The sequence below is a fragment of the Streptomyces sp. NPDC056452 genome (assembly GCF_042796085.1).
Classification (GTDB): Bacteria; Actinomycetota; Actinomycetes; order Streptomycetales; family Streptomycetaceae; genus Streptomyces.
This window is the reverse complement of sequence record NZ_JBHTRI010000008.1, coordinates 149,154-167,330: the sequence shown is the minus strand read 5'-3', so window position 1 is coordinate 167,330 and position 18,177 is coordinate 149,154. Positions and strand designations below refer to the sequence as shown.

The window sequence follows — 18,177 nt, the reverse complement described above, 5'->3', positions numbered from 1 at the left end:
TGCCCGCGGGACGGTCGTGCCATGAACAAGCACCGCGAATCCACCGGACCGGCCGACGAGCAGCAGATCACCCTGCGCGGCCCCGCCGAACTTGCCGACGCCCTGCCGTACCTCATGGGCTTCCATCCGAACGACAGCGTGGTCATGGTGGCCCTCCACGGCGGGCGGGGCCGCTTCGGCGGGCGGCTCAGGCTCGGCATTCCGCAGTCGCCGACGGAGTGGGCGCCGGTCGCCGACCAGCTTGCGCAGTCCTTGATCTCCGGCAGCGAGCGGCGTGACACGCGTCCGGACGCGATCGTCGTCTTCCTCTGCCAGGACCCTGCCGACGGAGAGAGCGGCAACCAGACCATGGAGCGACTGAGGCCCCTCGCGCAGCGTCTGCGCAGGGCTTGCGGGGCACTCGACGTTCCGGTGCTGGAAGCGCTCTGCATCTCCGACGGCCGCTACTGGTCCTACTGCTGCCCCGATGAGCGGTGCTGTCCGGCCGAGGGGAATCCACTGGCACTTCCTGGTACGACCGTGATGGCAGCGGCAGCCGCCTACGCCGGTATCCAGGTGCGAGGTTCGCTGCGGGAGATGGAGGCGCGGCTCTCGCCCTGGGATTCCGCGGCTGCGGCCGCGGCGGAACAGGAGCGGGCCCTGGACTCCGCGGGAGCCGCGCTGATGTCCAGGCTCCTCGACGCCATGGGGCGGCGTGAGGTGGCCGGGGAGACTCTGACACTCGCGCGTTCTCTCATGAAGCGCCTCGGAAGTGCGCCGGTGCCCGCTCCGTCGGAAGCGGACAGTGGTGATGACCGTCTGATCAGCTCGGACGAGGCCGCCGCTGTGATTCTCGGGCTTCAGGACAGGGAGACGCGGGACAGGGCGGCGGAGTGGATGGAAGGCCGAGAGGCCGAAACCGCACTGCGGCTGTGGCGGGCACTGGCCCGTCGATGTGTCGGCCCGTACGTGGAGCATGCGGCTGCGCCGCTCTCGCTGGCGGGCTGGGTCTCCTGGTCCTCGGGTGATGAACCGGCCGCGAGGGTGGCGCTGGGGCTCGCGCTGCGGGCCGATCCGGACTACACCTTCGCTCAGCTGCTGCACCAGGCGTGCAACGAGGGCCTGGACCCGGAGACCCTGCGGCGGTGTCTTCGCAGCGAGCGCAGCATGCGCTCCGGGCGGGGCGGCGGCCGTGGCGCCGTTGGACATGTTGAGCGGCGTACGGCGGGGCGCACTCGGCCGCAGCAGGCGCGCACCTCGGCCGCACGGCGCAGGAGGGCGTCCCCCGGCTCCGCGCGCCCGGGACCGGCGGCGTCGTCGCGGCGGCGGGTCCGGGATCTCCAGCGGCAGGGCCGACGTGACACCAGGAGCGGCAGGTGACAGGAGGCACGCAGTCGGGCGAGGCGGTCCCGTCCGGAGCGGATACCGAGACCGACAAGTGCAGGAAGCCGGGTCGGTCCGGGAACCGGCCGAATGAACGTGAGCGCCGGTCCGGGCGAAGGCCGTGGAGGAGTAGCGGACGGAGGCCGTGGCGGAGTGGCGGACGGAGTCGGGCACGGCGAAGGGACTGTTTATCGTCAGGCAGACGACTATGATCTCGGCATGCCGCCCTACGACCCGTCGACCTTCCCGCCCTTCGCTGTCACCGTCGACCTGGTTGTGCTCACGGTGCGCCGTCACGCGCTCTGTGCGTTGGTGGTGCGCCGTGGAGAGCAGCCTTTCCAGGGCAGGTGGGCGCTACCGGGCGGATTCGTCAGAGCCGATGAGGATCTCGCTGCAGCGGCGGCGCGTGAACTCGTCGAGGAAACCGGTCTCTGCGCACACGATCCGGCCGTCCCCGCTGCCGGAAACGGCGCCCATCTCGAACAGCTCGCCACCTACGGAGATCCCGAGCGCGACCCCCGGATGAGGGTCGTCAGCGTCGCACACCTCGCACTGGCACCCGATCTTCCCGCACCTCGCGCCGGTGGTGACGCGAACAGTGCCCGCTGGGCGCCGGTCGAGGACCTGCTCGGCCCCGAAGGAGGTTTCGGCCGTGAGGGTGAGCAGTCCGAGCCGCTCGCCTTCGATCACGCACGGATTCTCGACGACGGGGTGGAGCGGGCCCGCTCCAAGATCGAATATTCCTCACTTGCCACGGCGTTCTGCCCGCCCGAGTTCACTGTCGGTGAGCTGCGCCGGGTCTACGAAGCGGTGTGGGGCGTCGTCCTGGATCCTCGCAACTTCCACCGGAAGGTCACCGGCACGCCCGGTTTCCTGGTTCCCTCCGGAGGGACGACCACCCGCCAGGGCGGGCGCCCCGCGCAGCTCTTCCGGGCGGGTGCGGCCACCGTGCTCAATCCTCCGATGCTGAGGCCCGAGGTCTGACGGCGCGGACGTGTGAAGTCCGGGCTGCGGAACGCCCGCCGCTTCAGTGATGCGCAAAAAGTCTGAAATGTCGCGTTATCTTGCTGGGGTACCCAACCCTGCCGCCGAGCGGTCTCACACTCCGCGAGAGAAGCGATGCTCCAGGCCATCGGACTCACCAGCACCCCCCGCCGCGACCTTTCCCCCGCTGTGGACGACCTGACCTTCGAAGCCCCGCCCGGCCGCGTCACCGCACTTCTCGGCGCTCCGGGTTCCGGTAAGACCACTGCTCTGCGTCTGATGCTCGAGCTCGACTCCGGGCGAGGAGTTACCTACTTCCGAGGTCGGCCCCTGCACCGCATCGGGCATCCCGCCCGCGAGGTCGGCGTGCTGCTCGGCGACGTACCGGGCCATCCCGCGCGGACCGCCCGCGGACAGCTCCGCATGCTCTGCGCCGCCGCCGGCGTCCCCGCGTCACGAGCCGACGACCTGCTCGAAGTCGTCGGTCTCGCCGGACTGGGGGATCAGCGCCTCGGCACCCTCTCGGTCGGAATGGACCGTCGCCTCGGCCTCGCGTCGGCACTGCTCGGCGACCCGCACACGCTCGTTCTCGACGACCCCGCCGAGGGACTCTCCCCTCGGGAGAGAAGCTGGTTGCACGGGCTGCTCCGCGCGCACGCGAGCGAGGGCGGCACCGTCCTGCACACCACCAGCGATCCGAAGGAGGCCGCCCGCACCGCCGACCGCGTCGTGACCATCGATGACGGGCGCCTCGTCGCCGACCAGGACGTCGCCGACTTCTCCCGCACCAGACTCCGCCCCCGCGTCGCTGTACGGACTCCGCATGCGGCCAGGCTGGCATCGGTGGTCAGGCGTGAGGCGAGGGCCGCTCAGCGTTCCGTCGAGGTGGTCGCCGAGGAGAGCAACCGACTGTCGGTGTACGGCAGCAGCTGTGCGGAGATCGGTGACACGGCTTACCGGCACGGCGTTCCCGTGCACCAACTCGCCGACGAGACCGGGGACACGGGTCCGGTGTCCGCTTCTGCCGCCGGTGCTGGCGCCGGTGTGCGAGCCGTACCGAGGCCCGCCTCGTCCGTGGCGATCTCGGAGCTCCCCCCGCCGATCCCCGTACGCCCCGCCCGGGGTCCCCTGCGTCCTCTGCGCTACGAACTGCGCCGCCTCCTGGGCGTCCGGACAACGACCATGATCATGGCGGCCGTTCTGGTTGCCTCCGTGGGGCTCTCCGTCCTGCTGGCCCGCTCGGGCCGGACGCCCCTGCCCGATCTGCTGGTTGCCTGGCCCGACCTGCTGCCTCTGCCTCCCGCCGCGTTCGGCGCGGGTCTGCTCGGTGCGCTGTCCTTCGGCGACGAGTTCCGCTACCCGGCACTCGCGGCGGGTCGCGGGACCGTCCCGCGCCGCCTCGGTCTCCTGGTCGCCAAGCTGGCTGTGTCCGCAGGCGTGGCGGTGTTTCTGGCCACGGCTTCCGTGCTCGCGGACGCCGAGGCCCTGCGTCTCGTCTACGGCGGCGACTTGGTCGAGGTCCCCGCAAACGCCGCGCAATTGGCAGCGAGTTGGGTGGGTCTGGCGGTCGGCTGCGCCTGGGCGGGGCTGCTGGCGGCCGGTGTCTTTCGACTGACGGGCGCCGGAGTTGCCGCGGTCCTCGCTGTCCCGGTCCTCGTCGTTCCCCTCGTGCAGTGGCTGCTCTCGGGTCCGTCCGCCCGTTCGATCGTCGGACTCCCGAGCAGGCTGCGGGAGCTCGCCTGGCTGCAATGGCCCTACGAAACGGACAGGTGGGCGATGGCCGCCGTGCGCGTGGTGACCCAGCCCGTGGGAGTAGCGCTTTCCTTGTCGTTGTCCGCCCTCATCTGCGCGTATGTGTTCACCAGCCTTCGAGGAAGGGCCCGTTGGTGATCGTGAAGATTCGTCCTGGAGGCAGGGCGTGGGCAACTCTCCCGAAAATGTGCGATTTCAGCCGATAAGGCGTCAATTGCGAGGTGGGTGCCGATCACCCTTTCGTGTGCTTTTCACCAAAGACCTCAAGGGTCGGCTGAGCCACGCCGACAAAGGATGCGTGAGTACCCTTGCGCACACCATGATGACCGCCGCCCGCTCCGCCGATTCCGGCCTCGCCGGCCCGGGCGAACTCGACCGATACCCCTACGGGGAGGCGCCGGCCGGCGAGCGCGCCGCGCTGCGTTCCTGGGGCGGTGCGGATTCCGAATTCGGGCGGGCGGGCCGGCGCGGCACGGCCAGCCGGGGCCGTGGGCTCCATGGCCAACTGGTCCAGCAGCTCGGCCAGATGATCGTTTCCGGCGACCTCGGTGCCGACCGGCCGCTTGTTCCGGAGGAGATCGGTCAGCGATTCGAGGTCTCCCGCACCGTTGTGAGGGAGTCCCTGCGCGTTCTCGAGGCCAAGGGGCTGGTCAGCGCCCGGCCCAATGTGGGCACCCGTGTCCGGCCGGTCAGCGACTGGAACCTTCTGGATCCCGACATCATCGAATGGCGGGCCTTCGGTCCTCAGCGCGACGACCAGCGCCGGGAGCTGGCCGAGCTCCGCTGGACGATCGAGCCGCTGGCCGCCCGGCTCGCCGCGGGGCATGGGCGTGAGGACATCCAGCAGCGGCTCGGCGACATGATCGAGATCATGGGGCACGCGATGGCGCAGGCGGACGCGATCACCTTCTCCCGGGCCGACGCGGAGTTCCATTCCCTGCTCATTCAGGCGGCGGGCAATCGCATGCTCGAGCACCTCTCCGGGATCGTCTCGGCGGCCCTGCAGGTCTCCGGCGGCCCCGTCACGGGCTGTGACCGGCCCGGTGAAGTGTCGCTCGGCCACCATGCGCGCATCGTCGAGGCGCTCGCGTCGGGTGACTCGGCCGGCGCCGAAGCCGCCATGCGGCAGCTGCTCGTCGTCCATCTGGACGTGGAGCGGGTGGTTCCCGCGCCGCGCGAGCACTGACCGCCGCACTGCCGGGGTATGAGAACCGTGTGCCGCCGGACCCTCATGGTCCGGCGGCATAATTATACGGAGATATGACCTCTGGCTACGTTTGTCGCTAATGAGGTGTGACTCGGGCCACGCGGATTGGGCGTAACACTCCTCGAAACAGTGCGATGACTTAAGAGGTGACCGCCGCGGAAGGAATACAGCAGCCACGTAGTGCGCTGTGCAGTTCTGAGGCCAAGCCCGCGCCGTCGGCAACATCCCCAGCCGCCGGTCGTCGGTTCCAGCTCTCTCCAGGGCCGGGCCGGAAGCCGTTTCCATCGTTCCGAGAGGTTGTTCGTGTCGGCCAGCACATCCCGTACGCTCCCGCCGGAGATCGCCGAGTCCGAGTCTGTGATGGCGCTCATCGAGCGGGGAAAGGCTGATGGGCAGATCGCCGGCGACGACGTGCGTCGGGCCTTCGAGGCTGACCAGATTCCGCCAACCCAGTGGAAGAATGTTCTGCGCAGCCTCAACCAGATCCTCGAGGAAGAGGGTGTGACGCTGATGGTCAGTGCCGCGGAGTCGCCGAAGCGCGCCCGCAAGAGCGTCGCAGCGAAGAGCCCGGTCAAGCGCACCGCCACCAAGACTGTCGCCGCCAAGACCGCCGTGACGCGGACCGTCGCGGCCACTGCCGCCCCGGCGGCCGAAGGCGTGGACCCGGCGGCTGACGACGCTGCCGCGGCCGCCCCTGCGAAGAAGACCGCCGCAAAGAAGACAGCGGCCAAGAAGACTGCCGCGAAGAAGACCGTGGCCAAGAAGACCGCGGCGAAGAAGGCCGGCAAGCAGGACGAGGAGCTCCTCGACGGCGACGAGGCGGCCGAGGAAGTCAAGGCTGCCAAGGGCGACGAAGAGGAGGGCGAGGGCGAGAACAAGGGCTTCGTCCTCTCCGACGACGACGAGGACGACGCACCTGCCCAGCAGGTCGCCGTCGCCGGCGCCACTGCCGACCCGGTCAAGGACTACCTGAAGCAGATCGGCAAGGTTCCCCTCCTCAACGCCGAGCAGGAGGTCGAGCTCGCCAAGCGCATCGAGGCCGGTCTGTTCGCCGAGGACAAGCTGGCGAACTCCGACAAGCTGGCGCCGAAGCTCAAGCGCGAGCTGGAGATCATCGCCGAGGACGGCCGCAGGGCCAAGAACCACCTGCTGGAGGCCAACCTCCGGCTCGTGGTCTCGCTGGCCAAGCGCTACACCGGCCGCGGCATGCTCTTCCTGGACCTCATCCAGGAGGGCAACCTCGGTCTGATCCGCGCGGTCGAGAAGTTCGACTACACCAAGGGCTACAAGTTCTCCACGTACGCCACCTGGTGGATCCGTCAGGCGATCACCCGCGCCATGGCCGACCAGGCCCGCACCATCCGTATCCCGGTGCACATGGTCGAGGTCATCAACAAGCTCGCGCGGGTGCAGCGCCAGATGCTCCAGGACCTGGGCCGTGAGCCCACCCCGGAGGAGCTGGCCAAGGAGCTCGACATGACCCCTGAGAAGGTCATCGAGGTCCAGAAGTACGGCCGTGAGCCGATCTCCCTCCACACCCCGCTGGGTGAGGACGGCGACAGCGAGTTCGGAGACCTGATCGAGGACTCCGAGGCGGTCGTGCCGGCCGACGCGGTCAGCTTCACGCTGCTCCAGGAGCAGCTGCACTCCGTGCTCGACACGCTCTCCGAGCGTGAGGCGGGCGTCGTGTCGATGCGCTTCGGTCTCACCGACGGTCAGCCGAAGACGCTGGACGAGATCGGCAAGGTCTACGGCGTGACGCGCGAGCGCATCCGTCAGATCGAGTCGAAGACGATGTCGAAGCTGCGTCACCCGTCGCGCTCCCAGGTGCTGCGCGACTACCTCGACTAGATCGCCGACAGACACGACGCGGGGCCCGGAACCTACTCAGGTTCCGGGCCCCGCGTCCGTGTGCGGGTGCGGACGGCTGCGGTGCGGATGACGCTGAGTGGGCAACGTTCACCCCGGAGTCAGGAGTCTTCATGCCCCGCTTTGTCGTCCGTGCCGTGCCCGTGGCGTTTGCCCTGGCGGCTGTTGCGGCGGTGATACCTCTCGCCCCCCAGGCCCCTGCCGTGGCGGACAGCATTGTTGTCGGCGGCCGTCCGGCCCGCATCGCGGACAGTCCCTGGACCGTGGCACTGTCCAGCCGTGACCGGTTCGGAGGAACCCGCGACGGTCAGTTCTGCGGTGCGGTGGCGATCGCGCCCGCGAAGGTGCTGACGGCCGCGCACTGCCTGAGGCAGGACGTCCTGAGCGTCGGCGTCTCCCAGGTCCGCGATCTGCGGATCATCGCTGGCCGGGACGAGCTGAGCGGACCCGGCGGCCAGGAGATCCCGGTGCGTACCGCATGGATCAATCCCGGCTACGACCCGCGCACGAACGCCGGCGATCTGGCAGTGCTGACTCTGGCGGGGAAGCTGCCGGCGAGCAGCGTCATCCCTATGGCCGGAGCCGGGAGCGCCGCATACGAGCCGGGAACCGGTGCGAAGGTGTACGGCTGGGGGGACACGACCGGCTACGGCGCCTACGCGTCGGTCCTGCACGCCGCCCAGGTACGTGTGCTGCCGGACAGTGCCTGCGCGCGCGCCTACCCCGGCGGCCTGCACGGCACGTACGACGCCTCATCGATGCTCTGCGCCGGTGATACGGCCGGCGGGCGGGATGCGTGCCAGGGCGACTCAGGAGGTCCGCTGGTGGCCCGTGGGCGGCTCATCGGCCTGGTCTCCTGGGGCAGCGGCTGCGGGAGCCCGGGGAGCCCCGGTGTGTACACGCGTGTCTCCGCGGCGATCCGGTGGATGGCCGCCGGTCAGGACTGACCGATCGAACACCCCGGACGTACGAGAACGGGCGGCTTCCCTCGTAGGGGAAGCCGCCCGTCGGCCGGTCCTGGACAGGCCCCTGGCTCGTCGTGGATGCGAGGTGTCAGTGTTGTTCCTCGTCGGCTGCACTTGCCTGTACGGCGGTGAGCCGATCTGTCTCATCCTGTATTTCCGCGGCGATCTTCTTGAGTTCCGGCTCGAACTTGCGTCCGTGGTGGGCGCAGAAGAGCAGTTCACCGCCGCTGATCAGGACGACGCGCAGATATGCCTGGGCGCCGCAACGGTCACAGCGGTCAGCTGCGGTCAGCGGGCTCGCGGGGGTCAGAACAGTAGTCACGTCGCCTCTTCTCTAGCTCGACGAGCTGTCGTACCAGGGTCAACATCCAACCAGGCCGAAAACGTTCCCGCTCGTGGCTTTTCTTCGAAACTTCTTCTCAAGATGGCTGTCTGTTGCCGGTTGGCGGCGAATGTGCCGTATTGCGGAGCGCTACGGTTTCGCGTTGCTTGCGGTGGGTGGGTCCGCCGGCTGGCTTGCCGGTTGTTCATGAGGACGTGCCCGGAGCCTAAATGGTTCATGCCTCGAAGGGAACGTGATGTGCATGTCACTCCAACGAGTGATCGAACGCGTATGCGAGGCTGGACTAGCATAATGATTCCCCCTGGGTGGCGTTACAACCGCTCTACCAGGCCTCGGTAGGCTCTCAGCGGCTACCGAGGCCGAGCCCGTTACCCACTGGGCCCCAAATGAAATTCAGCGAGGAGCGAACCGCGTGACCGCCGATTCCGTGCCGTCCACTGCGCTGCTGACCGGAGCAGGCGGCGCAGACAGGGACAGCTCCAACTACACCGCGCGGCACCTTCTCGTTCTTGAGGGGCTCGAAGCGGTCCGCAAGCGCCCCGGTATGTACATCGGGTCCACGGACAGTCGCGGACTCATGCACTGCCTCTGGGAGATCATCGACAACTCGGTCGACGAGGCTCTCGGCGGCTACTGCGACAGCATCGAGGTCATCCTCCACGACGACAGCTCCGTCGAGGTCCGCGACAACGGGCGGGGTATCCCCGTCGACGTCGAGCCCAAGACGGGGCTCTCCGGCATCGAGGTCGTCATGACCAAGCTCCATGCCGGCGGAAAGTTCGGCGGTGGCTCCTACGCGGCGTCGGGCGGCCTGCACGGCGTGGGCGCTTCGGTGGTCAACGCGCTCTCCGCGCGGCTCGACGTGGAGGTCGACCGCACCGGCTCGACCCACTCGATCAGCTTCCGGCGTGGCGTTCCGGGCATGTTCACGGAGCAGGGGCCGGACAGTCCCTTCGATCCGTCGAACGGGCTGCGCAAGGGGAAGCGGGTCCCGAAGAACCGCACCGGTACCCGGGTGAGGTACTGGGCGGACCGGCAGATCTTCCTCAAGGACGCCAAGCTCAACCTGGAGACGCTGTACCAGCGAGCACGGCAGACGGCCTTCCTGGTGCCGGGCCTGACCATCGTCGTACGGGACGAGCGCGGCATCGACGGCGAGGGAAAGACGGAGGAGACGTTCCGCTTCGACGGCGGAATCAGCGAGTTCTGTGAGTACCTGGCCCAGGACAAGGCGGTCTGCGACGTCCAGCGCCTGACCGGAACGGGGACGTTCAAGGAGACCGTGCCGGTCCTGGACGACCGCGGCCACATGACGGCGACAGAGGTCACCCGCGAGCTGGGCGTCGACATCGCGCTGCGCTGGGGCACCGGGTACGACACCAACGTCAAGTCGTTCGTCAACATCATTGCCACTCCCAAGGGCGGCACCCACGTGTCGGGCTTCGAGCGCTCCCTGACCAAGACGGTCAACGAGGTGCTCCGCTCCGCCAAGCTGCTGCGCGTGGCCGAGGACGACGTCGTCAAGGACGACGCCCTGGAGGGCCTCACGGCGGTCGTCACCGTACGGCTGGCGGAGCCGCAGTTCGAGGGTCAGACCAAGGAGGTGCTCGGCACCTCGGCGGCCAACCGGATCGTCGCCAATGTGGTGGCCAAGGAGCTCAAGGCATTCCTGACCTCCACGAAGCGTGACGACAAGGCCCAGGCCAGGTCGGTACTGGAGAAGGCGGTGGCAGCCGCCCGCACGCGGATCGCCGCCCGCCAGCACAAGGACGCACAGCGCCGTAAGACCGCACTGGAGTCCTCCTCCCTGCCGGCGAAGCTCGCCGACTGCCGCAGCGACGACGTCGAGCGCAGTGAGCTCTTCATCGTGGAGGGAGACTCGGCGCTGGGTACCGCCAAGCTCGCCCGGAACAGTGAGTTCCAGGCGCTGCTGCCGATCCGCGGAAAGATCCTCAACGTTCAGAAGTCGTCCGTCTCGGACATGCTCAAGAACGCCGAGTGCGGCGCCATCATCCAGGTCATAGGAGCGGGGTCCGGACGGACCTTCGACATCGACGCCGCGCGTTACGGCAAGATCGTCCTGCTGGTGGACGCCGATGTCGACGGTGCCCACATCCGGTGCCTGCTGCTCACGCTCTTCCAGCGCTACATGCGGCCCATGGTCGAGGCCGGGCGGGTCTTCGCGGCGGTGCCCCCGCTGCACCGGATCGAGCTCGTCCAGCCCAAGAAGGGCCAGGACAAGTACATCTACACGTACTCCGACAACGAGCTGCGGCAGACGCTGCTGGAGCTGCAGCGCAAGAACGTCCGGTACAAGGACTCGATCCAGCGCTACAAGGGCCTGGGTGAGATGGACGCGGACCAGCTGGCGGAGACCACGATGGATCCGCGCCACCGCACACTGCGCCGGATCAACATCGGTGACCTCGAATCCTCCGAGCAGGTCTTCGATCTGCTGATGGGCAACGAGGTCGCGCCCCGAAAGGAATTCATCACCAGCTCGGCGGCCACGCTCGACCGCTCGCGCATCGACGTCTGACCGGGTCCACGTCCGACCGGGTCCACCCGTGGGTGGAGACAGCTTCTCCACCCACGCTCAACCCCTGAGCCGATCCGCTGAACCGCGTGCTTCCGTAGCGTCGAAGGCCTCGAACCTTCCCGCCCGTCGGAGGCACTCATGTCCGCGCTCTTCCACGTTCTGGTGATCGCCGCGGTCGTCGCGCTCGTCGTCGTGCGCCAGTTCACGGCGCAGCGGATCGGCGACGACAAGCGGTGGTGGGTCCTGCCGGGGATCCTGCTGATCATCTCCGCACGCAACGACGGAGCCCTCGATCCGCACCACGAGGCACTGTCCGCACTGATCCTCGGAGCGGGGCTCGTGGTGGGGCTGGTCACCGGCGCCGGCTGGGGCTGGACGGCCCGGCTGTGGCGCGATCCGGACGGCTCCGTGTGGAGCAGGGGCACCAGGGGCACAGTCCTGGTGTGGGCGGGAGGCCTCACGATCCGCGCCGCACTGGCGGGTGCCGGGGTGCTGTTGGGCATACACCAGGGGGCAGCCGCTCTCACGATGTCGCTCGCGGCCATGCTGCTCGCGCGCAGCGGAGTGCTGAGCCTGCGGGCCCGGAGTCTGCGTGCGTCGCACGGTGGTCCGGCCGGCGCGATGCCGTGGCAGCCCGCACATGCCGCGTGGAAGGGGCACGCGTGAACCGCAGCACGTGGACGAGCTGGCCGTCCAAGGAGGCCCTCGCCAGAGCCGCGCACACACGCCCGCGGGCCGCCATCGGACTCCTCGTATGGACCGCTGTGCTCGTCGGCCTCCTCTGGCGCACTCTCGCCGAAGGAGGGTTCGCTCCCTGGCAGATCGCGGTCCTTCCGGTGGGAGTGGCCGGCTGCGCGGTGGCGGGCGTCGCATTCTTCCGGAGCACCCTGGCGCATCGTCTGTGGCCGTCCTTGGCACTCCTGGTGCTGCTCATGGCCGCGGCGTTCGGGGCGCAGGAGGCGGGCGCCGGAGCCCTTGCCGTTGTGCTGTGGTGCGGCTGCGCCATCACCGCTCTGGAGCGGCTCCCGCTCTCCGCCGCCGTTCCACTCACCGCTGTGGCTCTCGCCGCCTACGCGATCGTGGAGAGCGACGGTTGGCTGACCACGGTGATCACCACCGGAAGCCTGTGCCTGGGGGGATACGTCCTGCGACTCGATGCCGAGGCCCGGGGCAGCGCCAAGCGGCTCCTCGCCCAGGAGCGGGCGGCGAGGGTGGCTGAGGCCGGGACGGCCGCGCTGGCCGAGAGGTCCAGGATCGCCCGTGAGATCCACGATGTGCTCGCCCACAGCCTCTCCGCGCAACTGGTGCACCTGGAGGCGGCCCGGCTGCTGATCGAACGAGAGCCTGAGGGGGAGTTCCGCGACCTTGTGCTGGAGCGAGTCGTCGCAGCGCGCTCCATGGCGCGTGAGGGCCTCGCAGAGACGCGCCAGGCGCTGTCCGCACTGCGAGGGGAGATGACGCCGGTGGAGGACTTCCTGCGTCAGCTGGTGGCCGGCGAGGCTGCCGAGGTGCTCGTCGCGGGGGAGTGCAGACCATTGGCCGCGGATGCTTCCCAGACGGTGCGGAGGGTCGCGCAGGAGGCGATGACCAATGCCCGGAAGCACGCTCCGGGGGCTGCGGTCCTGGTCCGGCTCGAGTATCTGCCGGACTCCGTCGCCCTGGAGGTGCGGGACTCCGGCGGACGCAGCTCGGCGGGAGAGCTCGCTGTCAGTGGCTCCGGTTACGGTCTGCTGGGGATGAGGGAGCGTGCCGAACTGATCGGCGGGACGCTGGAGGCAGGGCCGGGCGAGGAGGGGTTCGTGGTGAATCTTTGGGTGCCTGCGTGAGCGCGCGGGTGGTGGTCGCCGATGATCAGGCAATCGTGCGCGAAGGCATCGTCATGCTGCTGGGGCTGTTGCCCGGCATCGAGGTGGTCGGTGCGGCGAAGGACGGGCACGAGGCGGTTGCGCTCGTCGCCGAGAAGGCGCCCGATGTGGTCCTGATGGATCTGCGGATGCCCCGCTGCGACGGCGTCGAGGCAACGCGCAGGATCCGCAAGGAATATCCGCGCACCCAGGTGGTGGTGCTCACGACCTTCGCCGACGACGACTCTCTGTTCACCGCGCTGCAGGCAGGCGCGCGAGGCTATCTGACCAAGGACGCGCGGGGTGAGGAGATCGTGCAGGCCATCGAGGCGGTGCTGTCCGGCGAGGCCGGACTCTCGCCGAAGGTTCAACGCCGGCTGCTGGAGCGCGTCACCGCGGAGACAGGGCCCCCGGTGCCCTCCGAGCTGCCCGACGGGCTCACCCCGCGGGAGGCCGAGGTGCTCGTCCTGATCGCCGGGGGACTGTCCAACGCGGAGATCGCACGCACGCTGCACATCTCCCAGGCCACGGTGAAGACCCACATCAACAACCTCTTCGCCAAGACCGGAGCGCGTGACCGGGCACAGGCCGTGCGCTATGCGTACGGGCGGGGACTCGCACACCCGCCCGGCACTTCCGTCACCTGAAATGGTGAAGCCGGGCGAATGAAGTGCCCGGGATCTTCCTGATCTGCCCATTCTTGGCTACGCGACCGAAAAGGCTCGTGGACAAGGGAGTTGTTCGGGTGGAGAAGGAAGCAGGGCCGAAAGTCGCATCAGTGCGGCTCGACGACCCGTGGTACGACGCGCTGGCTCCCGGATGGGGTGAGCTGGACGGTACGGGAGGCATTGCGCCCGACGGGCCGCCCGGGTCCGTGCCGCCACAGCACAACCACAGTGCTGCCGACATCTATCTCGAGGTGCAGCAGAGCGCGGCCTTCCGCGAAGTGCGCCGCCGCTACCGGAGGTTCGTGGTCCCCGCGGCGGTCGCCTTCCTCCTCTGGTACTTCGCCTACGTCGTTGCCGCGACCACGGCACACGACCTGATGGCGCGCCCGGTCGTCGGCGCGCTCAACGTGGCGATGGTCGCGGGGCTCGGTCAGTTCGTCACCACGTTCCTGCTCACCTGGGCGTACGCGCGACATGCCCGGCTGCGCCGGGACCGCGCCGCACTGGAACTGCGCTGGGACACCCAGGAGATGACGAGAGGGATCGACCGGTGAGCGGGGACCACCAGACGCTGGCGCTGCTGCTGTTCAGCGCGTTCATCGCCGTGACGCTCGGCATCACCACCTGGGTGAGCCGGAACAGGCAGGGATCGCCGGAGGAGTTCTATGCGGGCGGGCGGCTCTTCTCGCCCATGGAAAATGGATTCGCCATCGCCGGCGACTACATGTCCGCCGCCTCGTTCCTCGGGATCTCGGGGCTGATCGCCCTCTTCGGCTACGACGGCATGCTCTATTCGGTCGGCTTCCTCGTCGCCTGGCTGGTCGTCCTGCTCCTCGTCGCCGAACTCGTGCGCAACTGCGGACGGTTCACTCTCGCCGACGTGGTTGCCGCCCGCATGGCGGAGCGTCCGGTGCGCACAGCGCTCGGCACCTCGTCGGTCACCGTCTCGGTGCTGTACCTGGTGGCGCAGATGGTGGGTGCGGGCAGCCTCGTCGCGCTCCTGCTCGGGGGGACGAGCGACACCGCCCGGTCCTGGACCGTCGTCGGGGTCGGCGCGCTCATGGTGATCTACGTGTCGCTCGGCGGTATGCGCGCCACGACCTGGATCCAGATCGTCAAGGCCGTCCTGTTGATGGCCGGCGCTCTCGCGCTCACCGTGCTCGTCCTCGTGCACTTCCACGGCAACGTCAACACACTCCTCAACACGGCCGCCGACCGCAGCGGCCACGGCCGGGACTTCCTCTCGCCCGGACTCAAGTACGGCGGAAGCTGGACGGCACGCTTCGACTTCATGAGCCTGGGCCTGGCCCTCGTGCTCGGCACGGCCGGTCTGCCGCACATTCTGTCGCGCTTCTACACCGTGCCCACGGCCCGGGCGGCCCGGCGCTCCGTCGTCTGGTCCATCGGACTCATCGGCAGCTTCTACCTGATGACGATCGTGCTCGGGTTCGGAGCGGCCGCCCTGGTCGGCTCGGCGGACGTGCGGGCGTCGAACGCCTCGGGGAACACGGCGGTCCCGCTCCTGGCACTCGTTCTCGGAGGCGGCGAAGGATCCACCGGGGGCACGGTTCTGTTCGCCGTGGTCGCAGCCATCGCCTTCGCGACCATTCTCGCCGTCGTCGCCGGGATCACGCTGGCCTCCTCCGCCTCCGTCGCGCACGACCTCTACGCCTCGTTCCGGCGCCGGGGGTCCAAGCAGCGCAGTGAGGTGGCCGTGGCCAGGACGGCGGCAGCGGGCATCGGCGTCGTCGCGATCGCGCTGGGACTCCTCGCCCAGGATCTCAACGTCGCGTTCCTGGTGGGACTGGCCTTCGCGGTCGCGGCCTCGGCCAACCTTCCGGCGCTGCTCTACTCGCTGTTCTGGCGGAACTTCACCACGCGGGGGGCGGTCTGGGCCGTCTACGGCGGGCTGATTCCCGCGGTGCTGCTCGTCCTGCTCTCGCCGGTCGTCTCGGGGAGCCCGACCTCGCTCTTCCCGGGCGTGGACTTCCAGCTCTTCCCCCTGGACAACCCGGGGCTGGTGTCCATCCCGACCGGCTTCCTGGCCGGCTGGATCGGCACGGTCACCTCCACGGAGCCGCCCGACGCGGCCAAGCACGCGGAGGCCGAGGTCCGGTCGCTGACGGGCGCGGGAGCGGCCTGAGGCGTTCCGCTCCTGCCGCTGGTTCAGGTGCCCGAAGCCCAGGTGTACCGGTGTTCGGGGCGGCCCGTCTCGCCGTACTTCAGGGACAGCCGTACCCGTCCCGTTCGCTCCAGCAGTTTCAGATACCGCTGGGCGGTCTGCCGGCTCATTCCGGCGCTCTCCGCGATCTCCTGCGCGGAGAGGGGCCCGTCGGCGGTGCGCAGGGCCTGGCGGACCAGCTCGGCGGTCGTCGGCGAGTGCCCCTTGGGCAGGTCGGACTCCCCGGTGGCCCACAGGGCGCCGAAGAGCCGGTCCACCTCTGTCTGCTCGGCCTCGCCGCCGCCCTCGAAGCTGTGCCGCAGGGCCGCGTACGCCTCCAGCTTGGTGCGCAGCCCCGCGTACGCGAACGGCTTCACCAGGTACTGCAGGGCTCCGTGGCGCATCGCCGCCTGAACGGTCGCGACATCGCGTGCCGCCGTCACCATGATCACGTCGGTGTGATGGCCGAGCGCTCGCAGCTCCCGCACCAGGGTCAGACCGTTGCGGTCCGGCAGGTAGTGGTCGAGCAGGATCAGGTCGATGGGTGTCTCACCGATCCGGGCGAGAGCCTCGGTGGACGAGTGGGCCTGGCCTGCCACGTGGAAGCCGGGCACCTTGGAGACGTACGCCGCGTTGATCTGCGCGACCCTGATGTCGTCGTCCACGATCAGGACCTCGATCACGGGGTCTCTCCTGCCGTTGCCGGTCGCGCGGGTGTCGCCATGCCGTCCGGGGCCCGTTCCCCGAGTGCCTCGGGCAGGACGACCGTGAACACGGCCCCGCCCTCCGGGGAATCCGACACGGACACGCTGCCGCCCTGCCGTTCCGCCAGCCGCCGCACCAACGGCAGGCCCAGCCCGCGTTTGCCGTGGGCGGGGGGCTCCTTGGTGGACCAGCCCTCCATGAAGATCGAGTCATGGCTGCCCGGGGGAATGCCGGGTCCGCTGTCGTGCACGTGCAGGACCACCGTACGGCCGTCGGCCCGCAGGCCCACCTCGACCTGGGCGTCCACCGATCCGGCGGCGGCGTCCAGGGCGTTGTCGACGAGATTGCCGACGACCGTGACGAGACCGCGCGGGTCCACCAGCCGGTCCGGCAGGAGCGTGCCGGGTGCCATGCGCAGGGCGACGCCACGCTCCGCGGCCACCGTCGTCTTGCCGACGAGCAGCGCGGCCAGCAGCGGGTCGTGGACCTTCTCGGTGACCTGCTCGGCGGTTGCCCGGTGGACGCCGACGACTTCGGTGACGAACTCCATCGCGTCGTCGTGCATCTCCAGCTCCAGGAGCCCCAGGAGCGTGTGCAGCCGGTTCGCGTGTTCATGGTCCTGGGCGCGGAGGGCGTCGATCAGGCCGCGGGTGGAGTCGAGCTCACGGCCGAGGTTCTCGAGCTCGGTCCGGTCGCGGAGGGTGGCGACGGCCCCACCGTCGTCGGTCGGCATCCGGTTGGCGAGCAGCACACGGGTGCCGCGGACGGTCACCAGGTCGTGCCCGACCACCCGGCCCGCCAGCACGTCGGCGGTCCGCCCGGCTCCCAGGACCTCGTCGAGCGGCCGGCCGGCCGCATCGGGACCGAGGCCGAGGAGGCGCTGGGCCTCGTCGTTCAGCAGCCGGATGCGTCCCGTGCGGTCGAGGGCGACCACACCCTCACGGATGCTGTGCAGCATGGCTTCGCGCTCCGTCAGCAGTGCGGAGATGTCGGAGAACGCCAGGTCATGGGTCTGCCGCTGGAGGCGGCGCGAGATCAGGTAGGCGGCGAGCGCTCCCACGGCCAGCGCCCCGCCGGCATAGGCGAGCAGCCCCGGGATCGCGGCGAGCAGCCGGGCGCGGACGCTGTCGTAGGCGATGCCGACGGAGACGGCGCCCACGATCCGGTCCGCCCCGTCGCGGAGCGGCACCTTGCCGCGGGCGGAGCGGCCGAGTGTGCCGCTGTCGATCTCCATCACGGACCTGCCCGCGAGCGCCGTACTGGGGTCCGTGGAGACGACTTCGCCGATGCGGGCCGTGTCCGTGTGCGACCAGCGCACCCCGCGCCTGTCCATGACCACGACGTACTCGGCGCCCGTGGACCGCCTGATCCGTTCGGCCACGGTCTGGACGGGGCCGTCGGGGGCCGGGGCCGTGGTGAGCAGCGACGAGGCGACCTGGGGCTGTGCCGCCGTGCTCTGCGCGATGGCGAGGGCCCGGCGCATCGCCTGGTCGTCGAGCTGGTCGCTGAGCGGCGCCAGGAAGAGGCCGGTGACCAGCGCTGTGACACCGGTGATGATGGTCAGCTGCATCAGGAGGACCTGAGAGAAGACCCGCTTCGGCCAGCCGAACCGGCGGGGTCCCCGGACGGTGGTCGGTGGGGTGCTCATCGTATGAACGGTAGAGGGCATTCCGGTCCTTCCCGAAATCCCTTCCTGTTGATCTTCCGCCGGTGCACCGGAACGCTTGAGCCGGAGGGCTTGCCTCCAGGCGCTCGATCTGTGAGCGTGCAATGGGTTT

Annotated in this window: 15 protein-coding genes; 12 read left to right on the top strand and 3 right to left on the bottom strand. The window is 69.5% G+C overall.

The annotated features are described in order from the left end of the window. Window positions 1-21: 21 nt before the first annotated feature. From ACFQ6X_RS10820 to ACFQ6X_RS10795, 6 genes are all read left to right on the top strand, one after another. Entirely contained in the window at window positions 22-1,359 is a 1,338-nt protein-coding gene (locus ACFQ6X_RS10820; protein WP_383179147.1) for a DUF4192 domain-containing protein, read from the top strand. A 222-nt stretch (window positions 1,360-1,581) separates the two neighbouring features. Beyond that, entirely contained in the window at window positions 1,582-2,346 is a 765-nt protein-coding gene (locus ACFQ6X_RS10815) for an NUDIX domain-containing protein (protein WP_383179144.1), read from the top strand. A 135-nt stretch (window positions 2,347-2,481) separates the two neighbouring features. Further along, window positions 2,482-4,236: an ATP-binding cassette domain-containing protein gene (locus ACFQ6X_RS10810; RefSeq protein ID WP_383179141.1), complete on the top strand. Its 1,755-nt coding sequence runs from the start codon at window positions 2,482-2,484 to the stop codon at window positions 4,234-4,236. A gap of 181 nt (window positions 4,237-4,417) precedes the next feature. Beyond that, on the top strand, window positions 4,418-5,284 hold the full coding sequence (locus ACFQ6X_RS10805; protein ID WP_383179317.1) for a FadR/GntR family transcriptional regulator: 867 nt from the start codon (window positions 4,418-4,420) through the stop codon (window positions 5,282-5,284). Between the two features lie 324 nt (window positions 5,285-5,608). After that, window positions 5,609-7,156 carry an RNA polymerase sigma factor gene (locus tag ACFQ6X_RS10800; RefSeq protein WP_329206708.1) on the top strand — a complete coding sequence of 516 codons (1,548 nt, stop codon included), beginning with the start codon at window positions 5,609-5,611 and terminating at the stop codon, window positions 7,154-7,156. A 131-nt stretch (window positions 7,157-7,287) separates the two neighbouring features. Next, window positions 7,288-8,121 (top strand): S1 family peptidase, encoded by an 834-nt coding sequence (locus ACFQ6X_RS10795; RefSeq protein ID WP_383179138.1) that lies wholly within the window; start codon window positions 7,288-7,290, stop codon window positions 8,119-8,121. A gap of 106 nt (window positions 8,122-8,227) precedes the next feature. On the opposite strand, the gene ACFQ6X_RS10790 is transcribed toward ACFQ6X_RS10795, so the two are convergent. Continuing rightward, on the bottom strand, window positions 8,228-8,461 hold the full coding sequence (locus tag ACFQ6X_RS10790) for a hypothetical protein (protein WP_014153643.1): 234 nt from the start codon (window positions 8,459-8,461) through the stop codon (window positions 8,228-8,230). Window positions 8,462-8,894: 433 nt separating this feature from the next. Here ACFQ6X_RS10790 and ACFQ6X_RS10785 point away from each other — a divergent pair, with 433 nt between their 5' ends. The 6 genes from ACFQ6X_RS10785 (at window position 8,895) to ACFQ6X_RS10760 (ending at window position 15,676) form a co-directional block, all read left to right on the top strand. Further along, on the top strand, window positions 8,895-11,021 hold the full coding sequence (locus ACFQ6X_RS10785) for a type IIA DNA topoisomerase subunit B (protein WP_383179135.1): 2,127 nt from the start codon (window positions 8,895-8,897) through the stop codon (window positions 11,019-11,021). 138 nt (window positions 11,022-11,159) lie between these two features. Beyond that, window positions 11,160-11,687 (top strand): DUF1453 domain-containing protein, encoded by a 528-nt coding sequence (locus tag ACFQ6X_RS10780; RefSeq protein WP_383179132.1) that lies wholly within the window; start codon window positions 11,160-11,162, stop codon window positions 11,685-11,687. After that, window positions 11,684-12,847 (top strand): sensor histidine kinase, encoded by a 1,164-nt coding sequence (locus ACFQ6X_RS10775; RefSeq protein ID WP_383179129.1) that lies wholly within the window; start codon window positions 11,684-11,686, stop codon window positions 12,845-12,847. The genes ACFQ6X_RS10780 and ACFQ6X_RS10775 overlap by 4 nt, the downstream gene beginning before the upstream one ends. Continuing rightward, window positions 12,844-13,512, top strand: a complete 669-nt coding sequence (locus ACFQ6X_RS10770) for a response regulator (protein WP_383179126.1) — start codon at window positions 12,844-12,846, stop codon at window positions 13,510-13,512. The genes ACFQ6X_RS10775 and ACFQ6X_RS10770 overlap by 4 nt, the downstream gene beginning before the upstream one ends. 131 nt (window positions 13,513-13,643) lie before the next feature. Continuing rightward, window positions 13,644-14,087: a DUF485 domain-containing protein gene (locus ACFQ6X_RS10765; RefSeq protein WP_383179123.1), complete on the top strand. Its 444-nt coding sequence runs from the start codon at window positions 13,644-13,646 to the stop codon at window positions 14,085-14,087. Next, window positions 14,084-15,676, top strand: a complete 1,593-nt coding sequence (locus ACFQ6X_RS10760; protein WP_383179120.1) for a cation acetate symporter — start codon at window positions 14,084-14,086, stop codon at window positions 15,674-15,676. Before ACFQ6X_RS10765 ends, ACFQ6X_RS10760 begins: the two co-directional genes overlap by 4 nt. A 23-nt stretch (window positions 15,677-15,699) precedes the next feature. On the opposite strand, the gene ACFQ6X_RS10755 is transcribed toward ACFQ6X_RS10760, so the two are convergent. Both ACFQ6X_RS10755 and ACFQ6X_RS10750 read right to left on the bottom strand, forming a co-directional pair. After that, window positions 15,700-16,377, bottom strand: coding sequence for a response regulator (locus ACFQ6X_RS10755; RefSeq protein WP_383179117.1), 678 nt, complete (start codon window positions 16,375-16,377; stop codon window positions 15,700-15,702). Beyond that, window positions 16,374-18,047, bottom strand: a complete 1,674-nt coding sequence (locus tag ACFQ6X_RS10750) for an ATP-binding protein (RefSeq protein ID WP_383179114.1) — start codon at window positions 18,045-18,047, stop codon at window positions 16,374-16,376. Before ACFQ6X_RS10750 ends, ACFQ6X_RS10755 begins: the two co-directional genes overlap by 4 nt. Window positions 18,048-18,177: the final 130 nt, after the last annotated feature.

Bases quoted from the DNA above. Each gene is read 5' to 3' on its own strand.
- ACFQ6X_RS10815 (WP_383179144.1), top strand. From the start codon at position 1,582: ATGCCGCCCTACGACCCGTCGACCTTCCCGCCCTTCGCTGTCACCGTC.
- ACFQ6X_RS10820 (WP_383179147.1), top strand. From the start codon at position 22: ATGAACAAGCACCGCGAATCCACCGGACCGGCCGACGAGCAGCAGATC.
- ACFQ6X_RS10795 (WP_383179138.1), top strand. From the start codon at position 7,288: ATGCCCCGCTTTGTCGTCCGTGCCGTGCCCGTGGCGTTTGCCCTGGCG.
- ACFQ6X_RS10750 (WP_383179114.1), bottom strand. From the start codon at position 18,047: ATGAGCACCCCACCGACCACCGTCCGGGGACCCCGCCGGTTCGGCTGG.
- ACFQ6X_RS10780 (WP_383179132.1), top strand. From the start codon at position 11,160: ATGTCCGCGCTCTTCCACGTTCTGGTGATCGCCGCGGTCGTCGCGCTC.
- ACFQ6X_RS10810 (WP_383179141.1), top strand. From the start codon at position 2,482: ATGCTCCAGGCCATCGGACTCACCAGCACCCCCCGCCGCGACCTTTCC.
- ACFQ6X_RS10805 (WP_383179317.1), top strand. From the start codon at position 4,418: ATGATGACCGCCGCCCGCTCCGCCGATTCCGGCCTCGCCGGCCCGGGC.